This is a genomic window from Methylomonas sp. Kb3 (assembly GCF_002834115.1).
In the GTDB taxonomy this organism is placed as follows: Bacteria; Pseudomonadota; Gammaproteobacteria; order Methylococcales; family Methylomonadaceae; genus Methylomonas; species Methylomonas defluvii.
Genome location: NZ_PIZT01000010.1, coordinates 286,772 through 312,923 on the forward strand (window position 1 = coordinate 286,772; position 26,152 = coordinate 312,923).

Annotated in this window: 21 protein-coding genes; 16 read left to right on the plus strand and 5 right to left on the minus strand. The window is 50.1% G+C overall.

From position 1 onward, the window contains the following. The first annotated feature begins 273 nt into the window (after window positions 1-273). The 5 genes from dbpA (at window position 274) to CWO84_RS08650 (ending at window position 5,186) form a co-directional block, all read left to right on the plus strand. Entirely contained in the window at window positions 274-1,662 is a 1,389-nt protein-coding gene (gene dbpA / locus CWO84_RS08630; protein WP_101052362.1) for an ATP-dependent RNA helicase DbpA, read from the plus strand. Window positions 1,663-1,876: 214 nt separating this feature from the next. Beyond that, the gene (locus CWO84_RS08635; protein WP_165786290.1) at window positions 1,877-3,013 is read left to right on the plus strand and encodes an acyltransferase; all 1,137 of its coding nucleotides are present in this window, start codon (window positions 1,877-1,879) and stop codon (window positions 3,011-3,013) included. 36 nt (window positions 3,014-3,049) lie between these two features. Continuing rightward, complete coding sequence (gene mepA, locus CWO84_RS08640; protein ID WP_033156230.1) at window positions 3,050-3,907, plus strand: penicillin-insensitive murein endopeptidase; 858 nt, start codon at window positions 3,050-3,052, stop codon at window positions 3,905-3,907. A gap of 69 nt (window positions 3,908-3,976) precedes the next feature. Then, window positions 3,977-4,399, plus strand: coding sequence for an HIT domain-containing protein (locus tag CWO84_RS08645; RefSeq protein ID WP_033156229.1), 423 nt, complete (start codon window positions 3,977-3,979; stop codon window positions 4,397-4,399). A gap of 412 nt (window positions 4,400-4,811) precedes the next feature. Continuing rightward, window positions 4,812-5,186 carry a hypothetical protein gene (locus CWO84_RS08650; protein WP_225893101.1) on the plus strand — a complete coding sequence of 125 codons (375 nt, stop codon included), beginning with the start codon at window positions 4,812-4,814 and terminating at the stop codon, window positions 5,184-5,186. Between the two features lie 110 nt (window positions 5,187-5,296). On the opposite strand, the gene acnB is transcribed toward CWO84_RS08650, so the two are convergent. Genes acnB through CWO84_RS08665 form a run of 3 tightly spaced genes read right to left on the minus strand, consistent with a single transcriptional unit; the run spans window position 5,297 to window position 9,521 of the window. Next, window positions 5,297-7,855 carry a bifunctional aconitate hydratase 2/2-methylisocitrate dehydratase gene (acnB, locus tag CWO84_RS08655; RefSeq protein WP_101052329.1) on the minus strand — a complete coding sequence of 853 codons (2,559 nt, stop codon included), beginning with the start codon at window positions 7,853-7,855 and terminating at the stop codon, window positions 5,297-5,299. An 18-nt stretch (window positions 7,856-7,873) separates the two neighbouring features. Further along, complete coding sequence (locus CWO84_RS08660; RefSeq protein ID WP_101052330.1) at window positions 7,874-8,488, minus strand: Uma2 family endonuclease; 615 nt, start codon at window positions 8,486-8,488, stop codon at window positions 7,874-7,876. A gap of 22 nt (window positions 8,489-8,510) precedes the next feature. Continuing rightward, complete coding sequence (locus CWO84_RS08665) at window positions 8,511-9,521, minus strand: isocitrate/isopropylmalate family dehydrogenase (protein ID WP_101052331.1); 1,011 nt, start codon at window positions 9,519-9,521, stop codon at window positions 8,511-8,513. Window positions 9,522-9,844: 323 nt separating this feature from the next. On the opposite strand from CWO84_RS08665, the gene CWO84_RS08670 reads away from it, so the two are divergent. The 3 genes from CWO84_RS08670 to CWO84_RS08680 all read left to right on the plus strand — a co-directional run bounded on the left by CWO84_RS08670 (window position 9,845) and on the right by CWO84_RS08680 (window position 14,052). Then, window positions 9,845-10,759 carry an ABC transporter ATP-binding protein gene (locus tag CWO84_RS08670; RefSeq protein ID WP_101052332.1) on the plus strand — a complete coding sequence of 305 codons (915 nt, stop codon included), beginning with the start codon at window positions 9,845-9,847 and terminating at the stop codon, window positions 10,757-10,759. Then, complete coding sequence (locus CWO84_RS08675; RefSeq protein ID WP_101052333.1) at window positions 10,756-12,051, plus strand: ABC transporter permease; 1,296 nt, start codon at window positions 10,756-10,758, stop codon at window positions 12,049-12,051. The genes CWO84_RS08670 and CWO84_RS08675 overlap by 4 nt, the downstream gene beginning before the upstream one ends. A 141-nt stretch (window positions 12,052-12,192) precedes the next feature. Then, entirely contained in the window at window positions 12,193-14,052 is a 1,860-nt protein-coding gene (locus CWO84_RS08680; protein ID WP_101052334.1) for a hybrid sensor histidine kinase/response regulator, read from the plus strand. Window positions 14,053-14,182: 130 nt separating this feature from the next. On the opposite strand, the gene CWO84_RS08685 is transcribed toward CWO84_RS08680, so the two are convergent. Then, the gene (locus CWO84_RS08685; RefSeq protein ID WP_033156222.1) at window positions 14,183-14,857 is read right to left on the minus strand and encodes a response regulator transcription factor; all 675 of its coding nucleotides are present in this window, start codon (window positions 14,855-14,857) and stop codon (window positions 14,183-14,185) included. Between the two features lie 147 nt (window positions 14,858-15,004). Here CWO84_RS08685 and CWO84_RS08690 point away from each other — a divergent pair, with 147 nt between their 5' ends. The 4 genes from CWO84_RS08690 (at window position 15,005) to CWO84_RS08705 (ending at window position 19,795) form a co-directional block, all read left to right on the plus strand. Beyond that, entirely contained in the window at window positions 15,005-16,291 is a 1,287-nt protein-coding gene (locus CWO84_RS08690) for a hypothetical protein (protein ID WP_033156221.1), read from the plus strand. A 366-nt stretch (window positions 16,292-16,657) separates the two neighbouring features. After that, a complete protein-coding gene (locus tag CWO84_RS08695; RefSeq protein ID WP_033156220.1) occupies window positions 16,658-17,542 on the plus strand; it encodes a hypothetical protein in 885 nt (294 codons plus the stop codon). A 2-nt stretch (window positions 17,543-17,544) separates the two neighbouring features. Further along, the gene (locus CWO84_RS08700; protein ID WP_033156219.1) at window positions 17,545-18,990 is read left to right on the plus strand and encodes an alkaline phosphatase D family protein; all 1,446 of its coding nucleotides are present in this window, start codon (window positions 17,545-17,547) and stop codon (window positions 18,988-18,990) included. Window positions 18,991-19,042: 52 nt separating this feature from the next. Then, complete coding sequence (locus CWO84_RS08705; protein WP_033156218.1) at window positions 19,043-19,795, plus strand: hypothetical protein; 753 nt, start codon at window positions 19,043-19,045, stop codon at window positions 19,793-19,795. Between the two features lie 50 nt (window positions 19,796-19,845). On the opposite strand, the gene ftsH is transcribed toward CWO84_RS08705, so the two are convergent. Further along, complete coding sequence (ftsH, locus tag CWO84_RS08710; RefSeq protein ID WP_033156217.1) at window positions 19,846-21,777, minus strand: ATP-dependent zinc metalloprotease FtsH; 1,932 nt, start codon at window positions 21,775-21,777, stop codon at window positions 19,846-19,848. A 464-nt stretch (window positions 21,778-22,241) separates the two neighbouring features. Between ftsH and CWO84_RS08715 the strand changes: the two genes are divergently transcribed. From CWO84_RS08715 to CWO84_RS08730, 4 genes are all read left to right on the plus strand, one after another. Beyond that, a complete protein-coding gene (locus tag CWO84_RS08715; protein ID WP_033156216.1) occupies window positions 22,242-22,943 on the plus strand; it encodes a hypothetical protein in 702 nt (233 codons plus the stop codon). 146 nt (window positions 22,944-23,089) lie between these two features. Beyond that, window positions 23,090-24,436 carry a hypothetical protein gene (locus CWO84_RS08720; RefSeq protein ID WP_033156215.1) on the plus strand — a complete coding sequence of 449 codons (1,347 nt, stop codon included), beginning with the start codon at window positions 23,090-23,092 and terminating at the stop codon, window positions 24,434-24,436. Beyond that, window positions 24,433-25,101, plus strand: a complete 669-nt coding sequence (locus CWO84_RS08725; RefSeq protein WP_033156214.1) for a hypothetical protein — start codon at window positions 24,433-24,435, stop codon at window positions 25,099-25,101. The genes CWO84_RS08720 and CWO84_RS08725 overlap by 4 nt, the downstream gene beginning before the upstream one ends. Before the next feature lie 24 nt (window positions 25,102-25,125). Continuing rightward, a complete protein-coding gene (locus CWO84_RS08730; RefSeq protein WP_084153255.1) occupies window positions 25,126-26,064 on the plus strand; it encodes a peptidoglycan-binding protein in 939 nt (312 codons plus the stop codon). The last annotated feature ends 88 nt before the right edge of the window (window positions 26,065-26,152 follow it).

The following is a 26,152-nucleotide window of genomic DNA, read 5'->3' on the forward strand; positions in this document are numbered from 1 at the left end:
TCCCCCGCCTTTGCCACATCAATTCAATCGTGTTTTTCATCGTCGTTTGGATCCAAGCTTTCACTGAGATTGTCTGCCTCCGGCTTAAAGCGAATGATCGATATTTTTAATGTTTGAAAGGCGGACGATTTTGTTTATCAGCCGATAAGTGAAAAATCGACCGCGAATGGCAAGCTAGCAGCCCGTTGATTCGGCAAGGACCCAATGTGCAACTCTGGTATCATGGCCTCCCGCATGTCGGCAAGCGCGCCGCATTTATCAATTAGAGCCTTTGTGAATACACCCGAATTTTCGTCCCTGCCGTTAAAACCCGCCCTGCTGGAAAACATCGAATCGCTGGGTTACACCCACCTGACACCAATCCAGGCCGAAAGTCTGCCGCATATTCTGGAGGGCAAGGATGTGATCGCCCAAGCCAAGACCGGCAGCGGCAAGACGGCGGCGTTTGGCATTGGTTTGTTGTCGCGGCTGGATTTGAGCAGCTTTAAAGTGCAAGCCATGGTGATCTGCCCTACCCGCGAACTAGCCGATCAGGTTTGCAAAGAAATCCGCCAATTAGCCCGCTTCACGCAAAATATTAAAGTGCTGGCCTTGTGCGGCGGCACGCCGTTCGCGCCGCAGCGCAGTTCGCTGGAGCACGGCGTGCATGTAGTAGTGGGGACGCCGGGCCGCTTGCAGGAGCATCTGCAAAAAGCCAGCTTGCGCCTGGATCATTTAAAAGTATTGGTACTGGACGAGGCCGACCGCATGCTGGACATGGGCTTTGCGGACATCATCACCGACGTGATTGCCTACGCGCCGACACATCGGCAAACGCTGCTGTTCTCCGCGACTTACGCCGAGCCGATTCGCGCCTTGAGCCAGAAATTTCAATTCAAACCGGTCTCGGTCAGCGTCGAAACCAGCCATCTGGACAACCCTATCGAACAACGTTTTCATCAGGTAGACAAAGCCAAACGCCTGAATGCGCTAGGTTATTTACTGGCTTATCATCGCCCGGAATCGACGGTGGTGTTTTGCAATACCAAGCGCGAATGCCAGGACGTGGCAGATACATTGACCAATTGCGGCTTTTCCGTGCAGGCCTTGCATGGCGATTTGGAACAAAAAGACCGCGATCAAGTATTGGTGCGCTTTGCCAATAAAAGCTGTTCGATTCTGGTCGCCACCGATGTTGCCGCTCGGGGGCTGGACATCAAAGACATGCAAGCGGTGATCAATTACGAACTGCCTTGGGACCCGGAAGTGTATGTGCACAGAATTGGTCGTACCGGCCGTGCCGGTGCGAAAGGCCTGGCGCTGAGTTTGGTCAGCGAAGCGGAGTTGAACAGAGTCAAAGCCATCGAAGACTATATGGCAGGTTCCGTGAAATGGGACGAAATCGCCCCGTTTAAACTGAGCAGCGAACACCGCTTCGAGCCGCCGATGGTCACGCTATGGATAGACGGCGGCCGCAAAGACAAGATGCGGCCGGGCGATATTTTGGGCGCACTCACCGGCGCTAACGGCATAGCCGGCGGCGAAGTGGGCAAAATCGACATCTTCGATAAACACGCCTATGTTGCGGTGAAACGCAGCAGTGCGGATAAGGCTTTGACCTGCTTGCGGGCCGGCAAAATCAAGGGCCGCAATTTCAACGTGCGCAAATCGCAATGGAATTAGTTTAAAGCCTTGCGCAGCGGTTTTGCTTGGTTTTTCTGACGGCATTCCCGCATCCCTGCCGACACGGGGATGACGGCTGAAGACGGATGATCAGCAACTTAACAGCGTCTGCTTTCGCAACCCAGCAAATATAACAGCGCTCGATAGCCGAATCGCCAAAGCCTGCTATACCTATGCCAGCCGACACTGACTACTCCAAAATAAGATTCTGCCCGTGGCACCTAAAACACATATCAGTTACCTGGACACCATTCGCGGCCTGGCGGCCCTGGCCGTTATCAGCGAACATTTCGTCATCGCCTATGGCCTACCCTGCGAAACGCCACTTTGCCAGCAATGGTTGGATTTCTCGCCGCTACACATTTGGTGGGACGGCTCGGCGGCGGTATCGATGTTTTTCGTGCTCAGTGGCGTGGTACTGTCTTTACGCTATTTTCGCGCCGGACACATGCCCGATCTGAGCGAATTTCATTTGGCGCGTTTTTTGATTAATCGGATGTTTCGGATCTGGTTGCCGTACTTGTTGGTTTTACTGATCAGCGCCGGCCTGTTTGTGAACACCTTCGACAGCGCGATACTGAAGACCAGTCTGCCGGCAACTGACTGGATAACCGGCATGTGGCATAAATTTCCGTTAACGCCCGCCGACATGCTGCGTGAGAGTTTTTTATTGAAATTGCCCGCCTTGATCGTACTACTGCCGCAAGCTTGGACTTTAAGTATCGAATTGGTCTTGTCTTTGCTGCTGCCGGTAGGCTTATTGCTGGCGGGACGCGGCAGTTCTTGGCTGGTATTTTTTGGCTTGCTGGCGACCAGCCTATTGGGTGTGTCGATTTTCTTGCTGCATTTTCTATTGGGCATGACCATTGCCAGACACTACACCGATCTGACCCATTACCTGTCCGGCCGACGCTGGCAACGGCGTTTGTTGCTATTGACCGGCTTAGCGTTTTATACCTGCGGCACTTTTGTGCCGTCCGACATATTTGGGGATACCGCAGTCTGGCTGGGTTCCGGTTTGGGAGCCGGCTTGATTTTGATGTTCGTGCTAGGTTCTAAAGATGCACAGCAGGTGCTATCGCAACCGATGTTACGGCAAATCGGCAAAGTGTCTTACAGCGCCTATCTCAGCCACATGGCGATTCTGATTTGTCTAACGCCGCTGGTTTTAAAATTTTTGGAAGGGTTTACCGAAAATCGGCTGGCACTTTGGTTTGGCGGCTGGCTTATCACTATCGGCTGCGTACAAGGGGTTTCTTTGTTGTTTTATCATTGGCTGGAAATCCCCAGCATGAGTTTGGGGCGGCGAGTGACCGATGCGATAGCCGCTATCGGCAAGCCAACGGTATAATCGCGGCCCGTTATTCCATTTCCTTGCCAATTGACCATGCGCCTAGCTAGCATTTCATCCATTTTAGTAAGCGTTGCCGCGTTGGGCGTTAACATCGACGCTACGGCCGGCTCGACCGCTCAAGACTGGGCCAAAATCACCACACCGACCCAGGAACCCAGCGAAAGCATCGGCACTTACACCAGCGGCTGCATCAGCGGCGCGGCCACCCTCCCCCTGGACGGCCAAGGCTATCAAGTCATGCGCTTATCGCGCCACCGCTATTATGGGCATCCTAACTTAATCGGCTTTATCCAGCATCTGGGCCAGTTCAGCGCCGAGCATAAATTGGGCTCGTTGTTGATCGGCGATTTGGGCCAACCGCGCGGCGGCCCGACCTTGAGCGGACATCGCAGCCATCAGTCGGGCTTGGATGTGGATATATGGTTTTTGTTATCCGAACCAGCCAGTAACCGGCAATTGACGGCCAACGAACGCGAAACTTGGAGCGCACCGTCAGTCGTGAATATGCAAAACGATAGTATGGATTACCGGCATTGGTCGCCGGACCTGGCAAAGGTACTGGAAGCCGCCGCACGCCAACCGGAGGTCGACAGGATTTTTGTAAACCCCAGCATCAAACAAGAATTGTGCACCACTAAAAGTCCCGGAGCCGGCGAATGGTTGCGCAAGATTCGCCCATGGTGGAAACATGACGATCATTTTCATGTGCGCTTGAAATGCCCCGCGCACAGCCCGCATTGCGACTCGCAAGAGCCATTGCCTGCCGGTGACGGTTGCGACGCCAGTTTGGCCTGGTGGTTTTCCGCGGAAGCCAAAGCACCGTCGAAAAGCGTGCCGCTACCACCGCCACCGTTACCGGCATTGTGCGAGCAGTTGTTGCGTCGTCCCTGATGGTTTTGGCACATCGGCTTTTACAGAACCACAGTCAGCTAAATATTTTATTCGTCATTTGAGATAACCATGCCCGATTTCGTACTTCATCAACAACTGGCGCAAGATTGTTTTAACGTAGGAAGCTTTGCGCTATCGGAATTGTTAATGATGAACGATAGCCAATACCCGTGGTTCATCCTGGTGCCCAGGCGCCACAATATCAGAGAAATTTATCAGCTTGGACAGGCGGATAGACAGGCTCTGCAAAGCGAGTCCTGTCTGCTTGCCGAGGCACTGGCGAGTATTTATCGCCCCGACAAACTCAATATTGCCGCAATCGGCAATCTCGTCCCGCAATTGCATCTGCACCATGTGGTGCGCTATCAAACCGATAAAGCCTGGCCGGCGCCGGTATGGGGAAAGTTCGCCAGCCTGCCGTATGCGGGTGATCAGGCCGAACAAAGGATCACCCAACTCCGTTCCGCTTTGCAGATGCATTTAATCAATTGAAAATTGAGTGAATCTTTAGCCAGGGATAGCAAGCGAGAATATGCAATAACTGAAATAACCCAATTATTGTGTGATTGACGCTCGGTGCAAAAGCACGTCACAATCAAAAAGGTCGCAACGTAAGGACAGGCGCTTGCAAATATCGTGACTCCAGTTTGAGCCCGCATCAGAAGCTCAGGAAATTTCGAGCCAGGTAAGCCGCTTATATCGATTGCTCAAATCCGTCGAGCTTATGGCAGACTGTGTAAAACTTAAAAAAGCCATTGTTACTACCATGCCTATTTTCATCGTCTGCTGTCTAATCTTAACTCCCCTAACCTTAACCCAAAATGCATTTTTACCCTTACTGAATATAGAGGCCGTATGGGGTGCGGGAGCGTGCCTTGCGGTGCTTTTTCTATTGAGTGGTTGTTTGAAATTAGTACCCAGCAAAATATGGCACGATGGTTTTGCCTCCACAGGCTTATGGACTTGGTACGGTTACTGGAGCCCGCAATTCAGCGACGGCTCACCGCAATTCAGCGTGTTTCCAGTTTATTTTGCTTTGCTTAGCAGTTGGATGCTACTGGCTTTAATCAACAAAAGTCCGCAGTTTGATTGGGAATCCCAAGAATCCTTGCGCTATATGCAAAAATATTTGGCCCGCTTCGATTCCTGCGCCGTTGCGGTATTGGTGCTGATTTGTCTGGCACTACCTGAGCACTATCTATCCTACCCGCTTGCAATGACCTTTTTCATCGTCCGTAGTGCTTTTCAGCGCTGCCTGGAGATTATTGATAGCCTGTAATTTTTTTTGCAAGTGGAAGACGTAAATATTTTCCCACTGGGTGCGCGCGGTAGCCCAGCTAAAACCGGGTTACCGCGCCTGCTACGGCACGATGCCTAAAATCCGCCGGGCTAAGCGACTTCCTTGGCCTTATCCTGATAACTATCAATTTGATCGAAGTTAAGATAACGATAGGTATCCGCGCTGGTTTGTTCGATGCTGGCGGCATATTGCATATACTCAGCAACCGTCGGAATCTTGCCCAATAGCGAGCACACCGCTGCCAATTCCGCTGAGGACAAATAGACGTTCGCACCATTGCCCAAACGGTTGGGGAAGTTGCGGGTCGATGTCGATACCACGGTCGAACCTTCCGCCACTCGCGCCTGGTTGCCCATGCACAAGGAGCAGCCGGGCATTTCGGTGCGTGCTCCGACCTTGCCGAAGGTGCCGTAATAGCCTTCTTCCACCAACTGGTTTTGATCCATTTTGGTCGGCGGTGCTACCCACAAACGTGTCGGCAAGGCCCCGGCTTTTTCCAGCAACTTGCCGGCGGCGCGGAAGTGGCCGATGTTGGTCATGCAGGAACCGATGAACACCTCGTCTATCTTGGTGCCCGCCACTTCCGACAGCGGTTTGATGTCATCCGGGTCGTTCGGGCAAGCTAGCAATGGCTCGGTGATTTCATTTAGGTCAATTTCAATGATCTCCGCATATTCCGCGTCTTTATCCGCTTCCATCAATACCGGGTTCGCCAACCAATCCTGCATGGCTTTGATTCGGCGCTGAATAGTTCTGGCATCGCCGTAACCTTCGGCGATCATCCATTTCAGCAAGGTGATGTTGGAATTCAAATACTCGCGAATCGGCGCTTCGTTGAGCTTGATCGTGCAGCCGCCTGCGGATCGCTCGGCCGAGGCGTCGGATAATTCGAACGCTTGCTCGACTTTCAAATCCGGCAAACCTTCGATTTCCAAAATCCGGCCGGAAAACACGTTCTTCTTACCTTGCTTGGCGACGGTCAATGAGCCGCTTTTCAATGCCGCATAAGGAATAGCGTTGACTAAATCGCGCAACGTAATGCCAGGTTGCATCTGGCCCTTGAAGCGCACCAATACCGATTCCGGCATATCCAAGGGCATAACGCCGGTCGCCGCAGCGAAGGCCACCAGGCCGGAACCGGCCGGGAAGGAAATACCGATGGGAAAACGGGTGTGCGAGTCTCCGCCGGTGCCGACGGTATCCGGCAACAACATGCGGTTCAACCAAGAGTGAATCACGCCGTCGCCGGGACGTAGAGATACCCCACCGCGGGTCATGATGAAGTCCGGCAATGTATGCTGCATCTGCACGTCCACCGGTTTCGGATAAGCGGCAGTGTGGCAGAACGATTGCATCACCAAGTCGGCTGAGAAGCCCAGGCAAGCCAAGTCTTTCAACTCGTCTCTGGTCATCGGGCCGGTAGTGTCTTGCGAACCGACCGTGGTCATTTTAGGCTCGCAATAACTACCCGGCCGCACGCCGGCCACGCCGCAAGCCTTGCCGACGATTTTTTGCGCCAGGGTAAAACCTTTGCCGGTGTCGGCGGCTTCGCACAAGCGGCGAAATACCGTGGAGGCAGGCAAGCCCAAGAATTGCCGGGCACGGTCGGTCAAGCCGCGGCCGATGATCAACGGAATCCGGCCACCGGCGCGGACTTCGTCGAAGATTACTTCGGTTTTTAATGCAAACTCGCAGATCACTTCATCGGTACCGTGCCGCTTGACGACACCTTGATAGGGATAAATGTCGATCACATCGCCCATTGCCATAGCGGTGACGTCGCATTCGAGCGGCAGCGCGCCGGAATCTTCCATGGTATTGAAGAAAATCGGCGCGATCTTACCGCCGATACAAACACCGCCGCCGCGTTTGTTCGGAATGTACGGAATATCGTCGCCCATGAACCACAACACCGAGTTGGTGGCGGATTTGCGCGAGGAACCGGTACCCACCACGTCGCCGACATAGGCCACCGGAAAACCTTTGGCTTTGAGTTCGGTAATTTGCTGCTCAGCATTCGTAATGCCGTCGCGCGGCATCTTCAGCATGGCCTTAGCGTGCAACGGGATGTCCGGCCTGGACCAGGCGTCCGGCGCCGGCGACAGATCGTCGGTATTGGTTTCGCCGGTAACTTTGAAAACAGTGACCGTCAGTTTTTCCGGCACTTCCGGCTTGGCGGTAAACCATTCGGCATCAGCCCAGGATTGCAGCACCTGTTTGGCGTAAGCGTTGCCGGCTTCGGCTTTTTCCTGCACATCGTGGAAAGCGTCGAATATCAGCAGAATTTGCGACAGCGCTTTCGCGGCAATCGGCGCCAATGAGGCGCTTTCCAGCAATTCGATCAACGGCGCGACGTTGTAACCACCCAGCATCGTGCCGAGCAATTCGGTGGCTTTTTCAGCTGTTAATAGTGGCGATGTCGCCTCGCCTTTGGCAACGGCAGTCAAGAAACCGGCTTTGACATATGCAGCTTCGTCTACCCCAGCTGGAATACGGTTAGCCAGCAAATCCAGCAGAAACGCTTCTTCGCCGGCAGGCGGCTGTTTCAATAATTCAACCAACGCGGCGACTTGTTCGGCGTCCAGTGGTTTGGGAACGATGCCTTCGGCAGCGCGTTCGGCGACATGTTTTCGGTATTGTTCTAGCATGATGATTTCCGGTAAAAATTATTGGACTTGGGACGCTTGGTCTGCGGCGGCCTGTTCGGCGATAAAAGTACGCATGTCGTCGTTATCAACCCGCTGATAAATCTCGGCAACGTCCAGCGTTAAATCCACTGACTCGAAGCGGGCTTGATCGCCGAGAAAGTAATGATTGGACACCCAGCCTTCGCTACGCCGGCAGACTTCGACATCGACGATGTCCTGCTCGATCAGCACATATTCCAGCAAGCTGGGAATGGTTTGGTACAGGCGGCGTTTGATGGTTTCGTCGCGGCGGCGGGTGGATTTGGACAGCACTTCGACGATCAAGACTGGCGCCTCGGCATAATAGTCGTGGGTCGAGGTATCCTCGCAAACCACCATCGCATCGGGGTAGAACAGATATTGGCCGATCTTGACTTTGACATCGGAACTGAAGGGTTCACAAGGCTTGCCTTGTAAATGATTACCCAACAGTCGAGCCAAACTCATCTTGATGCGCTCATGATTCTTGCTGGCACCCGACATGGCCACCAGTTCGCCGGCGTCATACTCATGCTTTATGTCGCTGAGCAATTCCGCTGCCAGATAATCCTCAACAGACATCCAGGGCTTATCGAATTTAGGTTGCGCACTCATAACCGCCTCCGCCGCAGGTTAATCACTCCATCGCATCGACGATGGCTTGACCCATTTCCTGGGTGCCGTATTTGGTGTCCGGGTTCAAATCCGGGGTGACATAGACACCGCCGTTCACGACTTTTTCAATCGCGTTCAGCATCCGGGTAGCCGCTTCGTGTTCGCCCAAATGGTTCAGCATCATCACGCCCCCCATCATCACCGCCGTAGGGTTGGCGATATTTTTGCCGACGATGTCCGGCGCACTGCCGTGTACCGCTTCGAATAGCGCTGCATCGGCACCTATGTTCGCACCAGGGATCAAGCCCAAGCCACCTACCAAACCGGCAGTCAAATCCGACAAAATATCGCCAAACATATTGGTAGTAACGACAACGTCAAATTGTTCCGGCTTCATCACCATGTGCATGCAGGCGGCATCGACGATTTTTTCGTCGAATTCGATGCCCGGATATTTGGCCGCCACTTCCCGTGCCGCTCTCAGGAACAAGCCCTGGGTGTATTTCAAAATATTGGCTTTATGACAAACCGTCACTTTCTTACGATTGTTATCGATAGCATATTTAAATGCATATTCCACGATGCGTTCGGAACCGGCCTTGGTAACCACCGCCAAACTTTCGGCGATGTCCTTAGCCGGGGTTAGATAATGTTCCAAACCGACATAGAGGCCTTCGGTGTTCTCACGCACGATGACAATATCGACGTCGTCGTAACGGGTTTTTACGCCTTTCCAGCTTTTCGCCGGCCGCACGTTGGCATAAAGATCGTATTGTTTGCGCAGTTCTACGTTGATGCTTCTAAAACCCTCGCCCACCATCGTGGTCAATGGTCCTTTAAACGCCACCCGAGTCTGGGCGATAGATTCCATCGTCGCATCCGGCAGCGGCGTGCCGGTTCTTTCATAAGCCGACATGCCGGCGTCCGCCTCATGCCAATGAATTTTCGCACCCGAAGCGTTGATCACCGCCACGGCGGCGTCCATGATCGAAGGGCCAATACCATCACCTTTAATCAACGTGACGTTATGCATTCATTTCTCCTACTTGATGTTTAAAAATAACCAGTCTTTGCGTGCACTCATCTGTATCGCGATTGAGCCGTTACTCATTCGCGCAATAAAGCACCGTTATTGCGAGTAATAATACACAGTTTCGCGCCCCGCCGCATGGTCAAGCGGGATTGGTGTAGGCCTTAATTTCGGGCGTACTCGGAGTTTATCAGCCAAACTCACCCCAGAAATGCAGCAAAATTCATACCCAAGCAGCCTAAGCCGATAATCGGCGTCCGGCAAACCAAAAAGCGGTATCATCGAACCCGCATCATTTTTTACCCAAGCCTTCATTAAAGCTAAACATGATCTCTGTCGATAAGCTGATTTTCGAATACCCAGGCCTGCGCGCATTGGATGATGTGTCGTTCGACATCGCTGCCGGCAGCATCACCGCGCTGGTCGGCCCCAATGGCGCCGGCAAAACCACGCTGCTGCGCTGCATGGCGGCGCTGGATCAACCGGTCAGCGGTGCGATCAATATCGCCGGCATCGACGTATTGGAACAACCGCGCGAGTGCCATCGCATCATCGGCTACTTATCGGATTTTTTTGGGCTTTATCAACGCTTGACGGTGCGGCAATGCCTGCATTACGTGGCCCGCGCCCAAGGCATTTTTGCAGCTGATTGCCCGGCCGCTATCGAAGCTGTCAGCAGGCGTTTGCATATTCAAGATAGATTGGAAAACAGCCCGGCCGAGCTATCGCGCGGCTTACGTCAACGGGTAGCCATCGCCCAAGCCATCATCCACAAACCGCCGGTGGTGTTGCTGGACGAACCGGCATCCGGCTTGGACCCGGAAGCCCGCCATGAACTGGCCGAGCTATTTTTAGACCTGCAAGCCCAAGGCATGACGCTGCTGGTGTCCTCGCATATCCTCGCCGAGCTGGAGGCCTATTGCACCGATATGCTGGTGCTGCGTCACGGCAAAATCGTCGAACAGGTTGCGGTGAAAGCGCCGTCCTTGCTAAAACCCTTCAAGTTGCTGCTGGCACATCCAGTAGAAAACCTGTTGCAACGCCTGCAATCGCTACCTGATGTTAAGGTATTGAATAGCGACGATAAACAACAAGCCTTACTGCAGCTGAACGGCGACGCGGCTCAACAACACCAAGTGTTGAAAGCCCTCATCGCACTGGATTTACCGGTCTGCGAATTCGCCCCGGTCGCCAGCAATCTGCAAGACGCTTACCTACAAACCATCCGCCACAGCTCATGAATCTAAATCCCGAATTTGAACGCCAACTGATTTTGGAATGCTCGCCGGCCCGGCTGATAGGCGCGCCTGTGGTGTTGGGCGCGGTGTTTACCTTAACCTATTTCCTAGATGACTACCGGCTGGGCAGCATCACCGCGCAAGCCGCTTTGACGCTATTCATGCTGATCACGCTGCTATGGGGCACCCGGCAAAGCCTGGACAGCATTGTTGAAGAATACCGCGATCGCACCTGGGATACGCAACGCCTGTCGGCTCTCGGGCCGTGGCAAATGACCTGGGGCAAACTGCTGGGCAGTACCAGCATGGCCTGGTACTGCGCCGGCATTTGTTTACTGGTCCATGCGCTGGCTACCGACAATCCGGCCGCCCTACCCTTATTGTTTTTTTACGCCATTGGCACTGCATTACTGGTACAAAGCGCCGGGCTTTTGTTGGGTTTGCTGGCAGTGCAACGCGGCCAGCTAAAAACCGGTTCGATACTCATTTTGGTATTGGTGGGTTTCCTCGTTTTCATGCCGTCTTTGACTGATTTAACCGAAACGGCCAATTATTTGCCCGGTCATTTTCAAAGCAACACCTGGTATAACCTGACTGTTAACCCACAGACTTTGCACCAAATAAGCCTGCTTTGCGCCTTATTCTGGTGCGTCATGGGCAATTATCGCTTGCTGGCGCAAGACTTGAGTTTGCGCAATTTGCCCTCGGCCTGGCTGGGTTTTACGCTGTTTTTGATTATCTATTTGGGCGGCTTTATTCCCAATACCCACTATTCCTTTTCGCTGGCTGCTTTAGCCGTTTGCAGCGCTTTAACTTACATTGGCGTCATCGTCGAACGGCACGAGCCAATGCGCATCAAACGCTTACTGGATTATTGGCGACAAGCGAATTGGCGCCGAGTGGGTGAGGAACTACCCTTGAGCGCATTGAGTTTTGCGCTAAGCCTGCCGTTTGCGATATTTCTGAGCTTCCAAGAGCAACGCTTTGCCTGGCTGGACATCTCCCTGCATGCCTACCCACTGGCTGTCGCACTATTAGTATTACGCGATTGCGCCGTTTACCTGTTTTTTTGCTACGGCAAAAATCCGCAACGCGCTTTTAGCCTGAGTTTACTGTCCGCAGCGCTGCTGTACGGCATTCTCCCCGGCCTGTTCGGCGCAGTCGGCATGACCAGCGTTTCAGCGTTATTCTTTCCACTATGGGCGGATTCCGCATTCTCGGCGTTAGCTTTTGCCGCGCTGCAATGTGCGCTGATTTTACGCCTACTTTATCAACGCTGGCGGCAAAGTGTTTAAGGCCAATAGAATTTGTTGGTGCGTTAGCTAACTTTTCTTGCTTAGGCCTACCGGAATAGAGAAAATAAAGCCCAGCTACAAAAACAACAATAACTTGGCTATCGGAAAAACTGATGCGCTCTTTGCGCCGCATCGAGTACGATGGTTGCGACCAAGACCGGCGGCATGCGCGTACCAAATCCATTCATCGAACATCTTGCCGGCAAGGCTTTTTTTCGCGCCCCCACCCACCGTCCGCTCGGACTTTTTCTCGATACCAAACTATCGCTCAGCCTCACCAAACTGTTTGCCATCCCGCAGTTCGATGAAGATAGCGAACGGCAGTTTTGGGAAGAACGTTACCTAGTATTACTAAGCCCCCTCAAATGGGCGTTAGGCTTGGGAGCCGTCGCATTCCTGGTCTATATCCTGCTGGATCTGCATACAGGTAATACCTCAACCGCAGAAGCCATCTTAAGACTTCCCATAGTCCTGGTACTTTTGGGCTTATTCAGATACCTAAATGTCTGCGTAGAAGCAGCGGCAAAAATCAACACCATCGCCAAACTCAGCGCCGGACTGTCCGCAGCCAATTTAATCGCCATCTTGCTGTACGACGGTAATCCCCGCTACTACGCTGAAACCTGGCCGGCCCTATTGCCCATGTATTTTTTCAGTTACGGGCAAATGTTCATGTCGTTGCGGGCGACAATGAGTTTTGGCTGGAGTACTGCGCTGACCATGCCGCTGGCCGGCTATTGGCTTGGGCTGACTATGATTGACTTGATCCCGTCTATTCTGAACCTTTGCATCGTCAATATCTTCGGCGTCTGCACTCGTTGTCAATTGGAAGCTTACGCCCGCAAATCCTTCCGCGAAAAACGCAAAGCCCAGGTCAATGCGGAAGACAAAACCCGCTTTTTACAGCAAATGGGCCACAATCTGCGCCAACCACTTCAAGCGTTGGCCTGCTACGCCGCCGTATTGGACGCCGCGCAAACAAAGCCGGCCGGTAATAACGCGGCATTTATGCTCAACCGCATGGGCCTGGTGATAGACGAATTGAACGCCGCCTTTAACCATGTATTGGACATCGCCAACCTGGAAACCGGCCGGCAAATTCCGCAACCGGCCAATATCGATCTCAATACGCTGCTGACCAGCCTGGAAAATCAATATGCCCCGCAAGCCGCCAAGCGCGGCATCCGGCTTAAAGTAGTTTTACGCCGCCAGGAGCCTTACAACCTATGCAGCGACAGCAACATCCTGCGGCAAATTCTCGGCAATTTGCTGGATAACGCCATCAAATATACCGAGAGTGGCTGGATATTGGTCTCTGCTGTAAAAACCGGTAAGCACCGTCTGACGCTACATATCTGTGACAGCGGCCCCGGGATCGCCGAGGAAATGCGCGAAGAGGTATTCAAGGAATTTGTTCGTAACCAGCGTCGCCAGAACGACAACATAGTACCGGGCTTGGGCATAGGCTTGGCTTACGTGGCCGCAGCCGTTAAATGTTTACCCGAACACAGTCTGAGCTTGGTATGCGGTTCGCGTTTTGGCTGCGACTTTAAAATCCAACTACCGGTTGCCGAGCCGATGCTGGCTATATACATCGGATTAGATCAAAACGGCGACTTCTCCGGCTACTTTGTGATGGTGGTGGACGACGACGCCGAGGTATTGCAAGCCATCGCCAAGCAACTCAGAGCTTGGGGCTGCCTGGTACAGGAAGCAGCATCGCTCACGGAAACCGCAGCACTACTAGCCGAAAACGATAGAGATCCGGATTTATTGATCACCGACTTTTACCTGGGCAACCGCGAAACCGCCCACGACATTATCGCCGCAGTCCACAGCGCTTGTGGGCCGGTACCGACCATGATCCTCTCCGCCCGCGCCATCTCGGACCACGAAAAAGCCCTGTTGCCGGCACACACCGCCGTTCTGCGCAAACCTGCCGGCGCCAAAGCCCTGAGGGAAACCATGGTTAAAACGTTGCAGATAACCAAATCCGTGTGAAGGATAGTCAACAAAGAAAATCCGTTTATTAACCATTGGCGTTAAGTTAAGCTTTGGCGCTATTAATTCCCCTCTTAGAAAAAGAGGGGCTAGGGGAGATTCTATATAAATCCCCTCAACTTCAAAGCCGTCAATTCCCCACCCCCGGCTTCCCAAACACAATCCCCCGCTCAAAAATCTTCACCAACAACTCGGTACGTTTAGCGACACCGAATTTTTGGTAAATCGGCCGCAGATGATTGCGCACCGTTTGTTCTTCTATACCCAACTGCCGAGCAATCTGCTTATTGCCTATCCCCTGTGCTAACCAAGTCAGCACTTCGAACTCGCGCGCTGTCAGGCCTAAACTGGCCGAATCGGATACCTTAGGTATTTCTGTAACATGGCCGGCATATGAATCGACAGTTCGTTGCGGGCCCACCGCGGATGCCGGCAAATAAACCTTCCCGGCCAACACGTCCCGCAACGCATCGACAAACGCCTGCCGAGATACAGTTTTGACGATAAATCCCATAGCTCCCGCCCTTAGCGCCTTAAATACCAACTCCCTATCGTCCAGCCCGGAAAACATCACCACGCACAAATCCGGAAATGCCGCCTTCAATTCCACCAGCCCCGCCAACCCATCCTTGCCGGGCAACTGCACATCCAACATAACCAGATTCAACGGCGTTTGCTGAGCCAAGGTCAACCCCTCGTCGAAGCTCTCCGCTTCAAACACCTGTAATTCCGGAATGATTTGTTTCAACAAACAAGCCACACCCTCGCGGGCGCAGAAATGGTCGTCGATCAGGAGAATATTCATGGATAGAGCCGTCCAAATGTAATTTCATCCGATTGTAAATGTTGGTTAGCTTTAATGTCGCGCAGTACATTTGTACTAGTACAAATACACCGTAGACAATATCTAAAAAAAAACAGATTATTACTGAAAATATCCCAGGCCAATAAAATGAAAATAAAAATATTCCTATTTAGCCTTATATTCATAACAAATGGGTGCGCTTTTATTGATAAACACATATTTGATCCAGCAGCATCTCATGCGAGAGTAGCACCGCTATTTCGCAGTCCGGAATGTAAAAACTATAGTGCGCCAGATGGCAAACATTGGTTAAGCACTTTAAGCGAAGACACGTCAACAAAAAATTTTGGTAGCTTTATTGTTAAAGATGAATGTGAATATCAGACAATTTCTATAAACGACTCAAACAATAAAAATACAAATGCAGATAGATTATATTTTGAGCAATGCGAAAATAAAAATCCTAATGAAAACGCATTGAAATACAAAGAAAATATTATAGAAGATAAAAAAATAATTGAAACATTAAAGAAAGATTTAGAGAAATCAAACAAAATTGCACAAGAGCATGAGAAGGAAGCTTTAAGTGTTGAAAAACAGGCTAAAAAACAGATAAGTCTAGTGCCTATAGCTAACGAAAGTAGGATTTTAGCCAATGAATGGAAAGAAACAGCCGAAAACAAAAAATCCGAACTCGATTTGGCTATTGAAAAGTTAAAAATTAGCGAAGCACAACTCGCAAGCATTAATGCCTATTCATTGGGATGTCTTACTTATTTAATAAGTAGATCAGATGAAATTTGTGAAATACACAAATCACATATATACGGTAATAGAACCGCAATGAATACCATATTTCAAGTCATGGCAACTGGCGCAGGTATTGCTGGTAGTATGTCTGGCGTCGGCGCGGCACAAGCTCTTGCGGGTTCTGCTAGTTTCCTGACCGGCAGTCAGGCCATAATGAATGAAGAGGTTTTTCAAAATGTTGTTACACCAGCAATACTAATGGAAATCAATACTAACCGACAAAATTTTTTGAACGATAAACTAACAAGTTATAAAAACGCATCCCAAGCAATAGGACTCGGAGAAATACGTTTCGACGCAATGAATTATCACAATAAGTGCTCATTTTACGATGGACTCAGTTCACTCTTGGATAAAGCTGGAAAAAATCAGATAAAGCTAGAGACCTCCAATAAAGCAATAGAAAACCTGTTAAACCAGAAGAAGGCATTGGAAAATAAAATTAGCACACTACGCGAAACCTTAGATAACGAAAGAAAGGCATCAAATCGCGATGAGTCAAAAATTAAAGATATTGAAAAAGAACTGAAATATTTAGAAGCAAAACTAAATTCCACAGACGCGGCCATACTACAAATCAGTGTCGCAACTATTCCAGAAGAAAATTCAAAAGATAAGAAATAGCAACATATAAATATTAACTCGTAAGTTAATGATCGCCATGGACTATAATTCAAATTATTTATTCAATCTTATACCAAATAAACATTTCTACGATAATAATCTTAACCCTTAACCTAACTAAATAGGTTTAACGCCACATAAATTCAAATCACTAAATTAACACATATATAGTATAACGATGATGAAAACCCTATAAAACTTAACGGGAATACTTACCCAATAAATTCCGACTCAATAAAAAAATGACACGGGAGTGCTAACATGCTGTCTTTGGCAAGCATCAAAAACCAAATTACAATGAGTTTGAATAATGACGAGCACAATCTTAAATATACAATTAATTGAATTTATTCAATAGAGGTTGTCATGGCAATAAACTTCAACGAAATATACAGTGTAATTGAACTGACAGTGACATTTATTCCATTTCATCAAGGCATCATCGAGTTGTGGAAGCTATTTGGATCCAGAACCAGAAGATATTGGGAAGCATTAAACTATATAGTGTATGGCACAGAAAACGGATTAGACGATAAAGAAGAACTGAAACGCTCTGCATCAGATATTCTTAAAGGATTTGTGGTTGGAATACCGACAACTTTCCCTAAAAGAATTCGTGATCATTATAAGAAATCTGGCAAGCAAGTGCGGCTAATTCAGAGCTTTTTATTACGCTCAGTTGGAGACAGCCCAATTACAGAGGTGTCAGATGCCGATATTCGCAATGTTTCGGATATATCCAAATTAATGGCACCCTTGGGAGTCCAACAGACAGCTACGGCATTAGATGAACTGATTCGTTTGAATATACGCAATCCTAATGATGCACAAAATATATTAGATGCAGTTCTAACCAACTTAGACGACCATAAGGATCAAATCTTAAAAAATACCTTACGGAACTGGATTAATATCTTAAATACTGAAGGACAAGATGTAAGCCCTGCTCTATTTTATGTATGGAGGGTTCAGTTTATCGAATCTTTCCTACCTGGAGTAATCCGAGCCGAACGTGAACTCGCAAATGCGCTGAAGTCGGCTGAATTCCGCTATCACAGGCAACTTCGTTCCTTTTCGGCATTTCTTGCAATTACCGAGGCTTTTGCAATTAATTTTATTTTTATTAAATCAGATTCTCACATCCAAATTATTGGTTTTCTATTCGGATTTGGAGCTCTCACACTTGGGTCTGAAGCAGGTAAAAGTCTACTTCAAACTATAGTAGGAATTGGCGCCAGATTTAGGAGATAAATATGGCAGATCTGAAGTTGTATCCCGGAGCAATTAACGCTGAAGGCAATACATATTCGCTACGATTAAGAGTTGATGGCTGGCCTTCCCACTTACCATGCAAAGCAAGTAATCACCTAGAAATCACTCCAAATAGCAATAATGAAAATATAATTGGTCTTGACCCAATACCTGGTGCATTGGGATTAGATAGCCACATCGCTCTCATCACCGGTCTTAAGCCAAATGAGAAATATGTGATAAAGCCAAAATTTCAAGCTACCAATGATGATGAAACTATACTAATAAGAACCCCGCCAGTCTCTTTAGAGCATCCGGAAGACGAGTTAGTTATCGCTCTATCATCATGCTACTTTCCTTCTGACCAATTTGTTGAATATCCAATCAGGATGGAAAATTTCATAAAAAATAATATCCCTCATCTGAAAATATTTTCTGGTGACCAGATATATGCGGATGTTCCAGCAGCATTCAATTCTATTTCACCAAAAATGTTATACCAAGACCGCTACCAGAAGGCTTTTCAAGCGGACAGACTTGGAGGCCTTCTAAAAAAGGGAGCGAATGTGTTTACATGCGATGATCATGAATATTGGAACGGATATCCCGAATCAATGCCTTATTTAACAAGGAGTTGGAGTGAGAATAAATCAAATTGGGCAAAATGTGGACAAGAAGCGTTTTGGAGAAATCAAGGTGTAATGAATATGATAGGAGATTCTCCGCTTGAATTTGAGCGTTGCTGGGCTTCCTACAAATTAGCAGGTATAGACTTATTTATTTCAGATACCCGCACTGACCGTACGAATAGAGATGCCAACAAACCTCACACATTATCTGCGCCGCAAAAGTCCGCATTAATATCGTGGATTAACACAGTTGAACGAATTGGCTTGTTGGTCATTGGTCAACCATTGATGCAGGGACCAATTAAGCTCGTTAACACACTATTTGATAACGCACTAGAAGACTATAAGCGAGAATATCAAGAGCTACTTAGCAATCTCGTAAATAATATTAACGAGCGGGGCGTAAGCTTTATTATTCTCACAGGGGACATTCACTGGGGACGCTTAGTTTACTGGGTCCCGCCGAAAAATAGTCAAGCCAAGCTGATTGAATTTGTAGCATCCCCGCTAGCAAGAGTAGGTGGAATTAACAGCTTACTAAGCACCGAATATAATGTTGGGGTACCAGAAGATGTCTCATTGAGCTCAAGTGAATTCTATAAATTCACACAAAAACTACCTGGTTTCATGGGCGTAAAAGCATTTTCCACAAACGCCAATAATTTTGGAATATTAAAATTAAAAAAGCCTTATACAGATTTTATAACAGCTGGATTTGAGTTATTGAACCTTGCCTTTCCCGAGCCGGAAACCGCAATTGACAATTGGTGTATATCAAAAAACCAAAATAGATGCAAAATTGAAGATCTACCGGTTTAAAAATCACATAGAAAGAGTTTTATTTTACCAGTTTTTACCAGGATAGCCCCAGATGAAAACAACATTCCAATGCATTGCAACAGCTTTAAATATTAGATCCACGCCACGCGGTAGTATTATTGGTGAACTGAGGCTAGGAGATCTGTTTGAAATAGATGCTCAGAAATCGGATTTAACATGGGTTTCTGGAAACGTTTTGAGCGGGATTAACACGGGAAAATCCGGAGTAGTTAGACGCAAGTGGTTGATACAGTATTTTCAAAACTCTCCTGTCCTTTCCTCAGTTAATAGAGATAAAGCAGCCCAGATAATCGCGGATCGTACTCTTGAGTTCGATACCATTAAATATTCATTAGGGGACAAAGCAAAAACATGGAAAGATTTGCAGCAAAAAGAATATGTTGACTGTTCTGGTTGGATTTACCTTTTATCTAAAGAAATATTAAATGCCTATAGTCTTTCCACTAAGCCTAGTCAATTATTTACTTATTCAGACGAGCAGATTACTAACGTAGGCAAGATCACTAGTCAAATTATTTCAGCAAATTGGTTGACTGAGGATATGTTTAAACCGGGTTGTCTGGTAGGAATCGATTTTGCTGAATATTCATGGGATCGTGATCGCGCGTTGGACATTGATCATATTGTAATTGTTGGTGAAGATGCCAATGAACGGTTCATATCTCAAAGCTCGAGCAGCGGTGGCGGCGTAAATCGTGTTGCGCTTTCAAAATGGCTCGCTAGCAATAATGGATTGATAGCGCTTGGGCGAATGCACTTAGTTGACCTCCTGGCACTACCCTAGCTTGTCTTTACTCCCACCAGCTATTGTGGATTTTCCACAATAGCTGCCTCTTACTTACCGCCGCCAATCAACGCCACCATCTCCTCCCGCTGAATCACCTCTTTCTCCTGCAACAGCTCGGCCAACTTATCCAAATAACCGCGTTTCTCGCTTAATATCTTTTGCGCGCGGCGTTCTGCGTCTTCGATCAAGGCTTTGATTTCAGCATCGACGACTCGGGCAGTTTCCTCGCTGAAGTTGCGTTGCTCGTTGACGTCGCCGGGCAGGAATTGCAGTTGCTGGCGTTGTCCGTAGATTAGCGGCCCGAGTTTTTTACTCATGCCCAGGTAGCAAACCATGTTGCGGGCGATTTCGCTGGCTTTTTCCAGATCGTTTTGGGCACCGGTGGAAATGCTTTGTAGCGCCAATTGTTCAGCCACTCGGCCGCCAAGCAGGATGGCTAATTGGTCTTTCAGTTCGTTTTCGGTGGAAAGATATTTTTCCTCGACCGGCAACTGCAACGTAAAACCCAGCGCTGAGACACCGCGCGGGATGATGGAGATTTTATGTACCGGCTGGCCGGTGGGCACGTTTTCTGCGACGAGCGCGTGACCGGCTTCGTGATAAGCCACTCGGCGCTTTTCGTCCGGGCCGAGAATGCGGTTTTTCTTTTCCGGGCCGGCCATCACTCTATCTATGGCTGCTTCGAAATCTGCCATATTGACGGTGTCGCGGCCGCCGCGCGCAGCCAATATCGCCGCTTCGTTGGCGATGTTGGACAGATCGGCGCCGACGAAACCGGGTGTGCGTTTAGCAACCGTGTTTAAGTCGATATCTTTGTCCAATTGCATGGCTTTGCTGTGCAATTTCAGGATAGCCACCCGGTCGATCAGGTCGGGTTTATCCACCACAATTTGCCTGTCGAAGCGGCCGGCACGCAGCAAAGCTCTATCCAGGATTTCCGGCCTGTTGGTGGCTGCCATCACCACGACGCCGGAGGTGGCGTCGAAGCCGTCCATTTCGGTCAATAACTGGTTCAGGGTTTGCTCGCGTTCGTCGTTGCCACCCAGCATAGCCGGGCCGCCACGGGAACGGCCAATCGCGTCCAGTTCGTCTATAAAGATGATGCAAGGGGATTTTTGCCGGGCTTGTTCGAACAAGTCCCGCACCCGCGCCGCGCCGATACCGACAAACATTTCGATAAACTCGGAGGCGCTGATGTTAAAAAACGGCACCCCGGCTTCACCGGACACCGCGCGGGCCAACAGGGTTTTGCCGGTACCCGGCGAGCCGACCAACAACACGCCTTTGGGCATGCGGCCGCCCAACTTTTGCAGTTTTTCCGGGGATTTTAAAAACTCAATGGTTTCTTTTAATTCCTGCTTCGCGCTTTCCGCGCCGGCCACGTCATCAAAAGTGGTTTTAGAGGTTTCCTGCTGGATCCGGATTTTATTGCCCAAGTTCAAAAAGCCGCGCCCTGCTCCGCCGGTCATTTTCGGCAATAGCCACATCCATATGCCGGCAAAAATCGCCAGCGGAATTACCCAGTTAAACAGCAAATTGCTCAACCAGTTGTCACCGCTTCTGACCACATATTCCACTTTATGCTCTTGCAGATTTTTAACCAGCGACTCGTCCCATAGCGGCACGGTGAAGAAATGCTTGCCGATTTTCTTATCTTCTTCTTTTAATGTGCCGTTGATGAATCGCTGGGTAACCACGGCGTTTTCGACTTTATTGTCGTTAACCAGGGTTAAGAACTGGCTAAAGGGAATTTCCTGGCCCTGGATGCGTTCGCCGCCGGCGAATAGCGACATTACAAAAATCCCCAACAGCACGTATAACCATACCGGTGAACGCTTAGGCTCACTGCCGTCGGGCTGGTCGGTACCCGGTTTAGGTTTGGATAGGCTTTGCCACGTCGATTTGAGCCACGCCCAAAACACGCATAACCATTTAACAAAAGTCTGATAAAGCTCGGTTAGTCTTTGCTGGTCTATCATGACGCACTCCCCTCTTGTAGTTATCGAGGCCATTGCAGGGTCCCTAATCCGCCATTCCAGCCAAAATGGGGAACCTGTTTAGGCCTCTTTGTTCGTTCACTGTACTCCAGTTTTACCGGTTTTTAGCGAGTAAGCAAATGCACTGAGCCGGAAATATTTTCTTGAATATACGGAAATCCAGTTTTTAACTATCTCCAGGCGCCTATCTTCGTGCGAACGACGCCATTTGAGGCGCGGGTTAATGATCTAAAGTCGGACGCACTATTTTTTGTCGCTAGGAAAGTGAAAAATGCATCCAAAGCTTGGGTATTTTCGTACATCCTCATACACGCCAGCGTCGGCATAATCGCTTTATCAATTGAGTTGCTGTTTCGTCGCGTTTGCTATCTAATGACCAACGGTCAAAGCAACCGGGCGCACCGCGTCCCGCAACTCATTTTTCCCAACTTAGAAGGAGGGACAAAATGTCAAACCCGCTTAGCACGCTGATCGGCAAACTATTCACAGACCCGATCGAACAAGTCGGCATCGCTCTGCCGTCCGCTACTTTGGTAGCAGTATTCTTTAATTATCGAGAACAGATTCACCCCGCATTGCAGCGTTTGCCTGACCCGTTTGCCGCCAGCACGGCAGGTGCATTGATTTTTCTGCTGCTGACACTGGCGATCTCCCTTATTGTCAAACGCTTGTCGCACGACATACTCAATACCACTTACGATTATTTATATCGGAACCGTAAACGCCTGAAAACGGATAGTTGGTACCGGCGCGCGCAAAATCTGGCTTTAACCACCAACGACCCGTTGTTGAGTCAATATCACGAAGCCTTGGATAGGCTTAGGGACAACGACAACCCCGTGGTGGCCAAGGTGGAGGCGTTGCAATTGCAATCCAAATTAGCGCGCAGCCTGACTTTGATATTGGCCATTTTTACTGTGGTCTTGTTTATTGAGAAGTTGCTATTACTGGGATGGGTATGCGGCGGGGTTTCAGGATTAATGCTTTCCAGTTTTTGCAAGGAACGTTGGGCCGCGTCCGAAATGGTTTATCAAGCGCTTTACGAAACCTATTACCGCCAGGAGCGCCGTCACCCCATATGGACTTCCCCGGTCACTCGTATCAAAAAACCGGCGCAGCAATTACCCGAGACCGAGTCTATAGAATAAAAAATCGTCATTGACACATCAAAAGACGGCAAGAGGCGCATAGAACGAATCCTAGACCGGCGGATAGAGCGGGTATATCATCCGCGCGGCAAGCCTAATTAGAGACCTTAATCGATCAACGAGATCGTTACCCAAAAGGCGGACTTATGCATAAACCGACATATCGACTTAAAACCCTGGGTTACGCCGCGCTGAGCCTGCTCCCGCTCTCCGTTGCCGCGCAAACTGCGGCCGTTAACGGCGAGGAAAAACCCATCGCCCTATCGATTCATTTTTTGATTACGTTGGGCATCTTGGCGTTGGTTGTGCTCGCTTTTTTACTGTATTTGCGGCATCTGCAAAAAACCTTTCTGGAAACCTGCACCCGCGAAAAACAACTGGCGCTGTTTTTTCAAAGTCCGGCCGGCCTGCCGGAGGGCACGATACGCGGTGTGATCGCGATGCTGATCGTCACGGCCTCAATGTTGTTTTTGGCCTTGCCGAACAATCAGTTTCCGGACGTATTGGGCGGCATCCTCGGCACCATCATCGGCTTTTACTTCGGCGCACGCGGCCAGAATCGAGATTCGGAAAGCGCCGCATTGCAGCAAGCCCATGAAGCAACCACGCAACGCGACGCAGCGGTCAGCCAACAACAGCAATCCAAAACCGGCTCCATGCTGGAAACCGTCAGCAGCGGCATCGACATGGCGCGCACGGTGGCCGGTTTGCTGCCCAAGGAAATTGGCGGCAAATACGTCGATCTGGCGAACAAAGTCGAAAAAGGCGTAAATGTCGCCAAGGGCCTGATGGGCGAAGGTAAAATCGAAGATGCGCTGCACGCGGTCACCGACACGCAAACCGCGCTGGACCAGGATGGGCCGTTGACAGACATCCTCGGCAGCGCGGTAAAAACCTTCGGCGCCACGCTGGGGACCTTCATGCCGCCTGCTGCGTTGATCGCCGCCGTGGTGGCCGGCACCGTGAAACTGACTGGTATTTATTATCAAAAATGGAAAGCCCGGATTTTACACATGCCCTTCTCACCGGCGGCCGGTTTGACGCTGGAGCCGGTCGATGACAACACCGGCTTTATGTTGCTGCGACAAAGCCCGTTATTTCGTGCCGCGTTTCAGGCGCAGATGGAAAATCCCAAGTTTATGAAAGACGCGGTCAACGACTTTATCGGCAATGCCGATTCGGCGGCATTATTCGAAAAATATGCCGAACTGGGCGGCTTTACGACGTTGCAGCAATTTGAAGAAGGCCTGGACGAATTCCATCGCACCGCTGCCGACCGGGAATTGAAGTCTTTGATCCTAGCCCGCGACCCGGCGATGTTCGGCAGCACCGGCGGTTACGAATCGGTGTTGCAAGCCGTGGACAAACTGCACCAAAACCCCGATGCATTAAAGGACCTGGATAGCTTGATTGTGGTGACCGAGAAGCTGCAAGCGGAGGACAAACCGGTCTCCGGCATGATTAACAAAATCCTCGAGGGCCAAGCGTCATGAGGCCGAATCTGAAAATAGTCATACCGCTATTAGCAACGGTTTTGTTAGCCTCCGGCTGCGCGACCCGGCAATTGAAAAACTTCAAAGAAGCCGCTGATGAAAATAATTGGCACGAAATAGCGGGGGCGGAAGTCGATTGCAAAGCCGACGACGAGACCTGTAACCAATTGCATCTGCTGAAAGGCGACGCCTGTTACCGGCTAGCTAAACAAAACACCGACAGCATCAAAAATTATCAATGCGCAGCAGAGCAACTCGAACAAGGCATACATTTGACAACGGATTGGGCTGCGGCCGAGGCTATCGTCGGGCAACGCGCCCAGTATTTCGAAAACTGGTGCGAGTCGTTGCGCTCACTGCGTAGCGAACAGACCAGCACAGCCGCTGCTAAGCCTTACAACCAAAAGTTACACGCTTGTGCCCGCGAATTTCTGCAAGCGCCCGGCGACTTAAAACCCGCCGCCACCTTTTTTCTGCATAACGCCGAGTTGGCAGCGATTCGTTTTCAAATCAACGATACCGGCAGTTGCCAAGCGCTGAAACAATTACAACAAAACGAGAACCAAGCTGCCGCGCAGGCTGGCCAAAGCCGCTACGCCGATTATCACCGGCGCTTGTTAAACGACATCGCCGGAATCAAAGCTTCGATTCCCGGCTGCCCATAAGCCTTTAGCGGATAGGAGCCGGTCATGGCATTCAGTCGCCCACTTAAATTTCAACTGCCTATGCTGCGCGGCCGCGATGTGTTGGAAGTACAGACGCGCTTAAAAAGCCTGCAAATAAACGGTGTCGGCCAGCCCGACGGATTATTCGGTGCCAAAACCTCCGCAGCCGTGGTGGCGTATCAAAGCAGCCACGGCTTGGACAGCGACGGCATCGTCGGCCCGCTAACCTGGAGCAGTTTATTCCAGGACGACAGTTCTCCGAATATGCAACGTCCCGCCGCTAACGATGCCGGCAGCACGGTTATCGGCCAAGATTTACTCGACGAGTTAAAAACCCGGCATGCTTATCAGGACAGCGTGACCTGGCAATTGACCGATCAAGGGTTATTGGTAGGCAGCGACGATACCCCAATAGGCACTGGCGGCGAGCCGAAAACGGTAGGCAAAGTCTGGAACCAGTTCGGCAGTGCCTTGACGCATTGGTCTACCGAGTTGAAAGTGCCGGTGGAGCTGATCATCGCCACCATTTGCACCGAGTCGTCAGGCAATCAAAACGCGGTGCGCGAAGAACCGGGCTTTATCGACGAAGTGCGCACACCGCATAAAATTTCGCCAGGCCTGATGCAGACTTTGATTTCCACCGCCCGCGCGGCTTTAAACAAAGATGACATCGATAAAGCCTGGCTATTAGTCCCCAGCAATTCGATTCAGGCCGGCACCGCCTACATCGCCGGACAATGGAAGCAAACCCATTTCGATCCTCCCAAGGTCGCATGCGCTTACAACGCCGGCGGCATCTATCGTAACGACTCGGCCCGCAATCGTTGGAAAATGCGTCAATACCCGATCGGCAGCGCCGAACACGCCGACCGTTTTGTGAAATGGTTTAACGATTGTTTTGTGTTTTTCGAGAGTAACGGCGGCGCGCCCGAGTGTAGTTTTTTTAATGCCCTGCGCAAATAAGCTGCGCAGCTTTCTCCGCAAAAGTTGGGGCCGGTAGGCGGCTAAGCAAATCCATTGCAAGCACTGAGCTCCCGCCTGCGCGGGAGCG

Bases quoted from the DNA above. Each gene is read 5' to 3' on its own strand.
- CWO84_RS08680 (WP_101052334.1), top strand. From the start codon at position 12,193: ATGGTTGCGACCAAGACCGGCGGCATGCGCGTACCAAATCCATTCATC.
- CWO84_RS08720 (WP_033156215.1), top strand. From the start codon at position 23,090: ATGCATAAACCGACATATCGACTTAAAACCCTGGGTTACGCCGCGCTG.
- acnB (WP_101052329.1), bottom strand. From the start codon at position 7,855: ATGCTAGAACAATACCGAAAACATGTCGCCGAACGCGCTGCCGAAGGC.
- CWO84_RS08645 (WP_033156229.1), top strand. From the start codon at position 3,977: ATGCCCGATTTCGTACTTCATCAACAACTGGCGCAAGATTGTTTTAAC.
- CWO84_RS08690 (WP_033156221.1), top strand. From the start codon at position 15,005: ATGAAAATAAAAATATTCCTATTTAGCCTTATATTCATAACAAATGGG.
- CWO84_RS08695 (WP_033156220.1), top strand. From the start codon at position 16,658: ATGGCAATAAACTTCAACGAAATATACAGTGTAATTGAACTGACAGTG.
- CWO84_RS08685 (WP_033156222.1), bottom strand. From the start codon at position 14,857: ATGAATATTCTCCTGATCGACGACCATTTCTGCGCCCGCGAGGGTGTG.
- CWO84_RS08670 (WP_101052332.1), top strand. From the start codon at position 9,845: ATGATCTCTGTCGATAAGCTGATTTTCGAATACCCAGGCCTGCGCGCA.
- mepA (WP_033156230.1), top strand. From the start codon at position 3,050: ATGCGCCTAGCTAGCATTTCATCCATTTTAGTAAGCGTTGCCGCGTTG.
- CWO84_RS08715 (WP_033156216.1), top strand. From the start codon at position 22,242: ATGTCAAACCCGCTTAGCACGCTGATCGGCAAACTATTCACAGACCCG.
- ftsH (WP_033156217.1), bottom strand. From the start codon at position 21,777: ATGATAGACCAGCAAAGACTAACCGAGCTTTATCAGACTTTTGTTAAA.
- CWO84_RS08660 (WP_101052330.1), bottom strand. From the start codon at position 8,488: ATGAGTGCGCAACCTAAATTCGATAAGCCCTGGATGTCTGTTGAGGAT.
- CWO84_RS08730 (WP_084153255.1), top strand. From the start codon at position 25,126: ATGGCATTCAGTCGCCCACTTAAATTTCAACTGCCTATGCTGCGCGGC.
- CWO84_RS08665 (WP_101052331.1), bottom strand. From the start codon at position 9,521: ATGCATAACGTCACGTTGATTAAAGGTGATGGTATTGGCCCTTCGATC.
- CWO84_RS08700 (WP_033156219.1), top strand. From the start codon at position 17,545: ATGGCAGATCTGAAGTTGTATCCCGGAGCAATTAACGCTGAAGGCAAT.
- CWO84_RS08675 (WP_101052333.1), top strand. From the start codon at position 10,756: ATGAATCTAAATCCCGAATTTGAACGCCAACTGATTTTGGAATGCTCG.
- CWO84_RS08725 (WP_033156214.1), top strand. From the start codon at position 24,433: ATGAGGCCGAATCTGAAAATAGTCATACCGCTATTAGCAACGGTTTTG.
- CWO84_RS08705 (WP_033156218.1), top strand. From the start codon at position 19,043: ATGAAAACAACATTCCAATGCATTGCAACAGCTTTAAATATTAGATCC.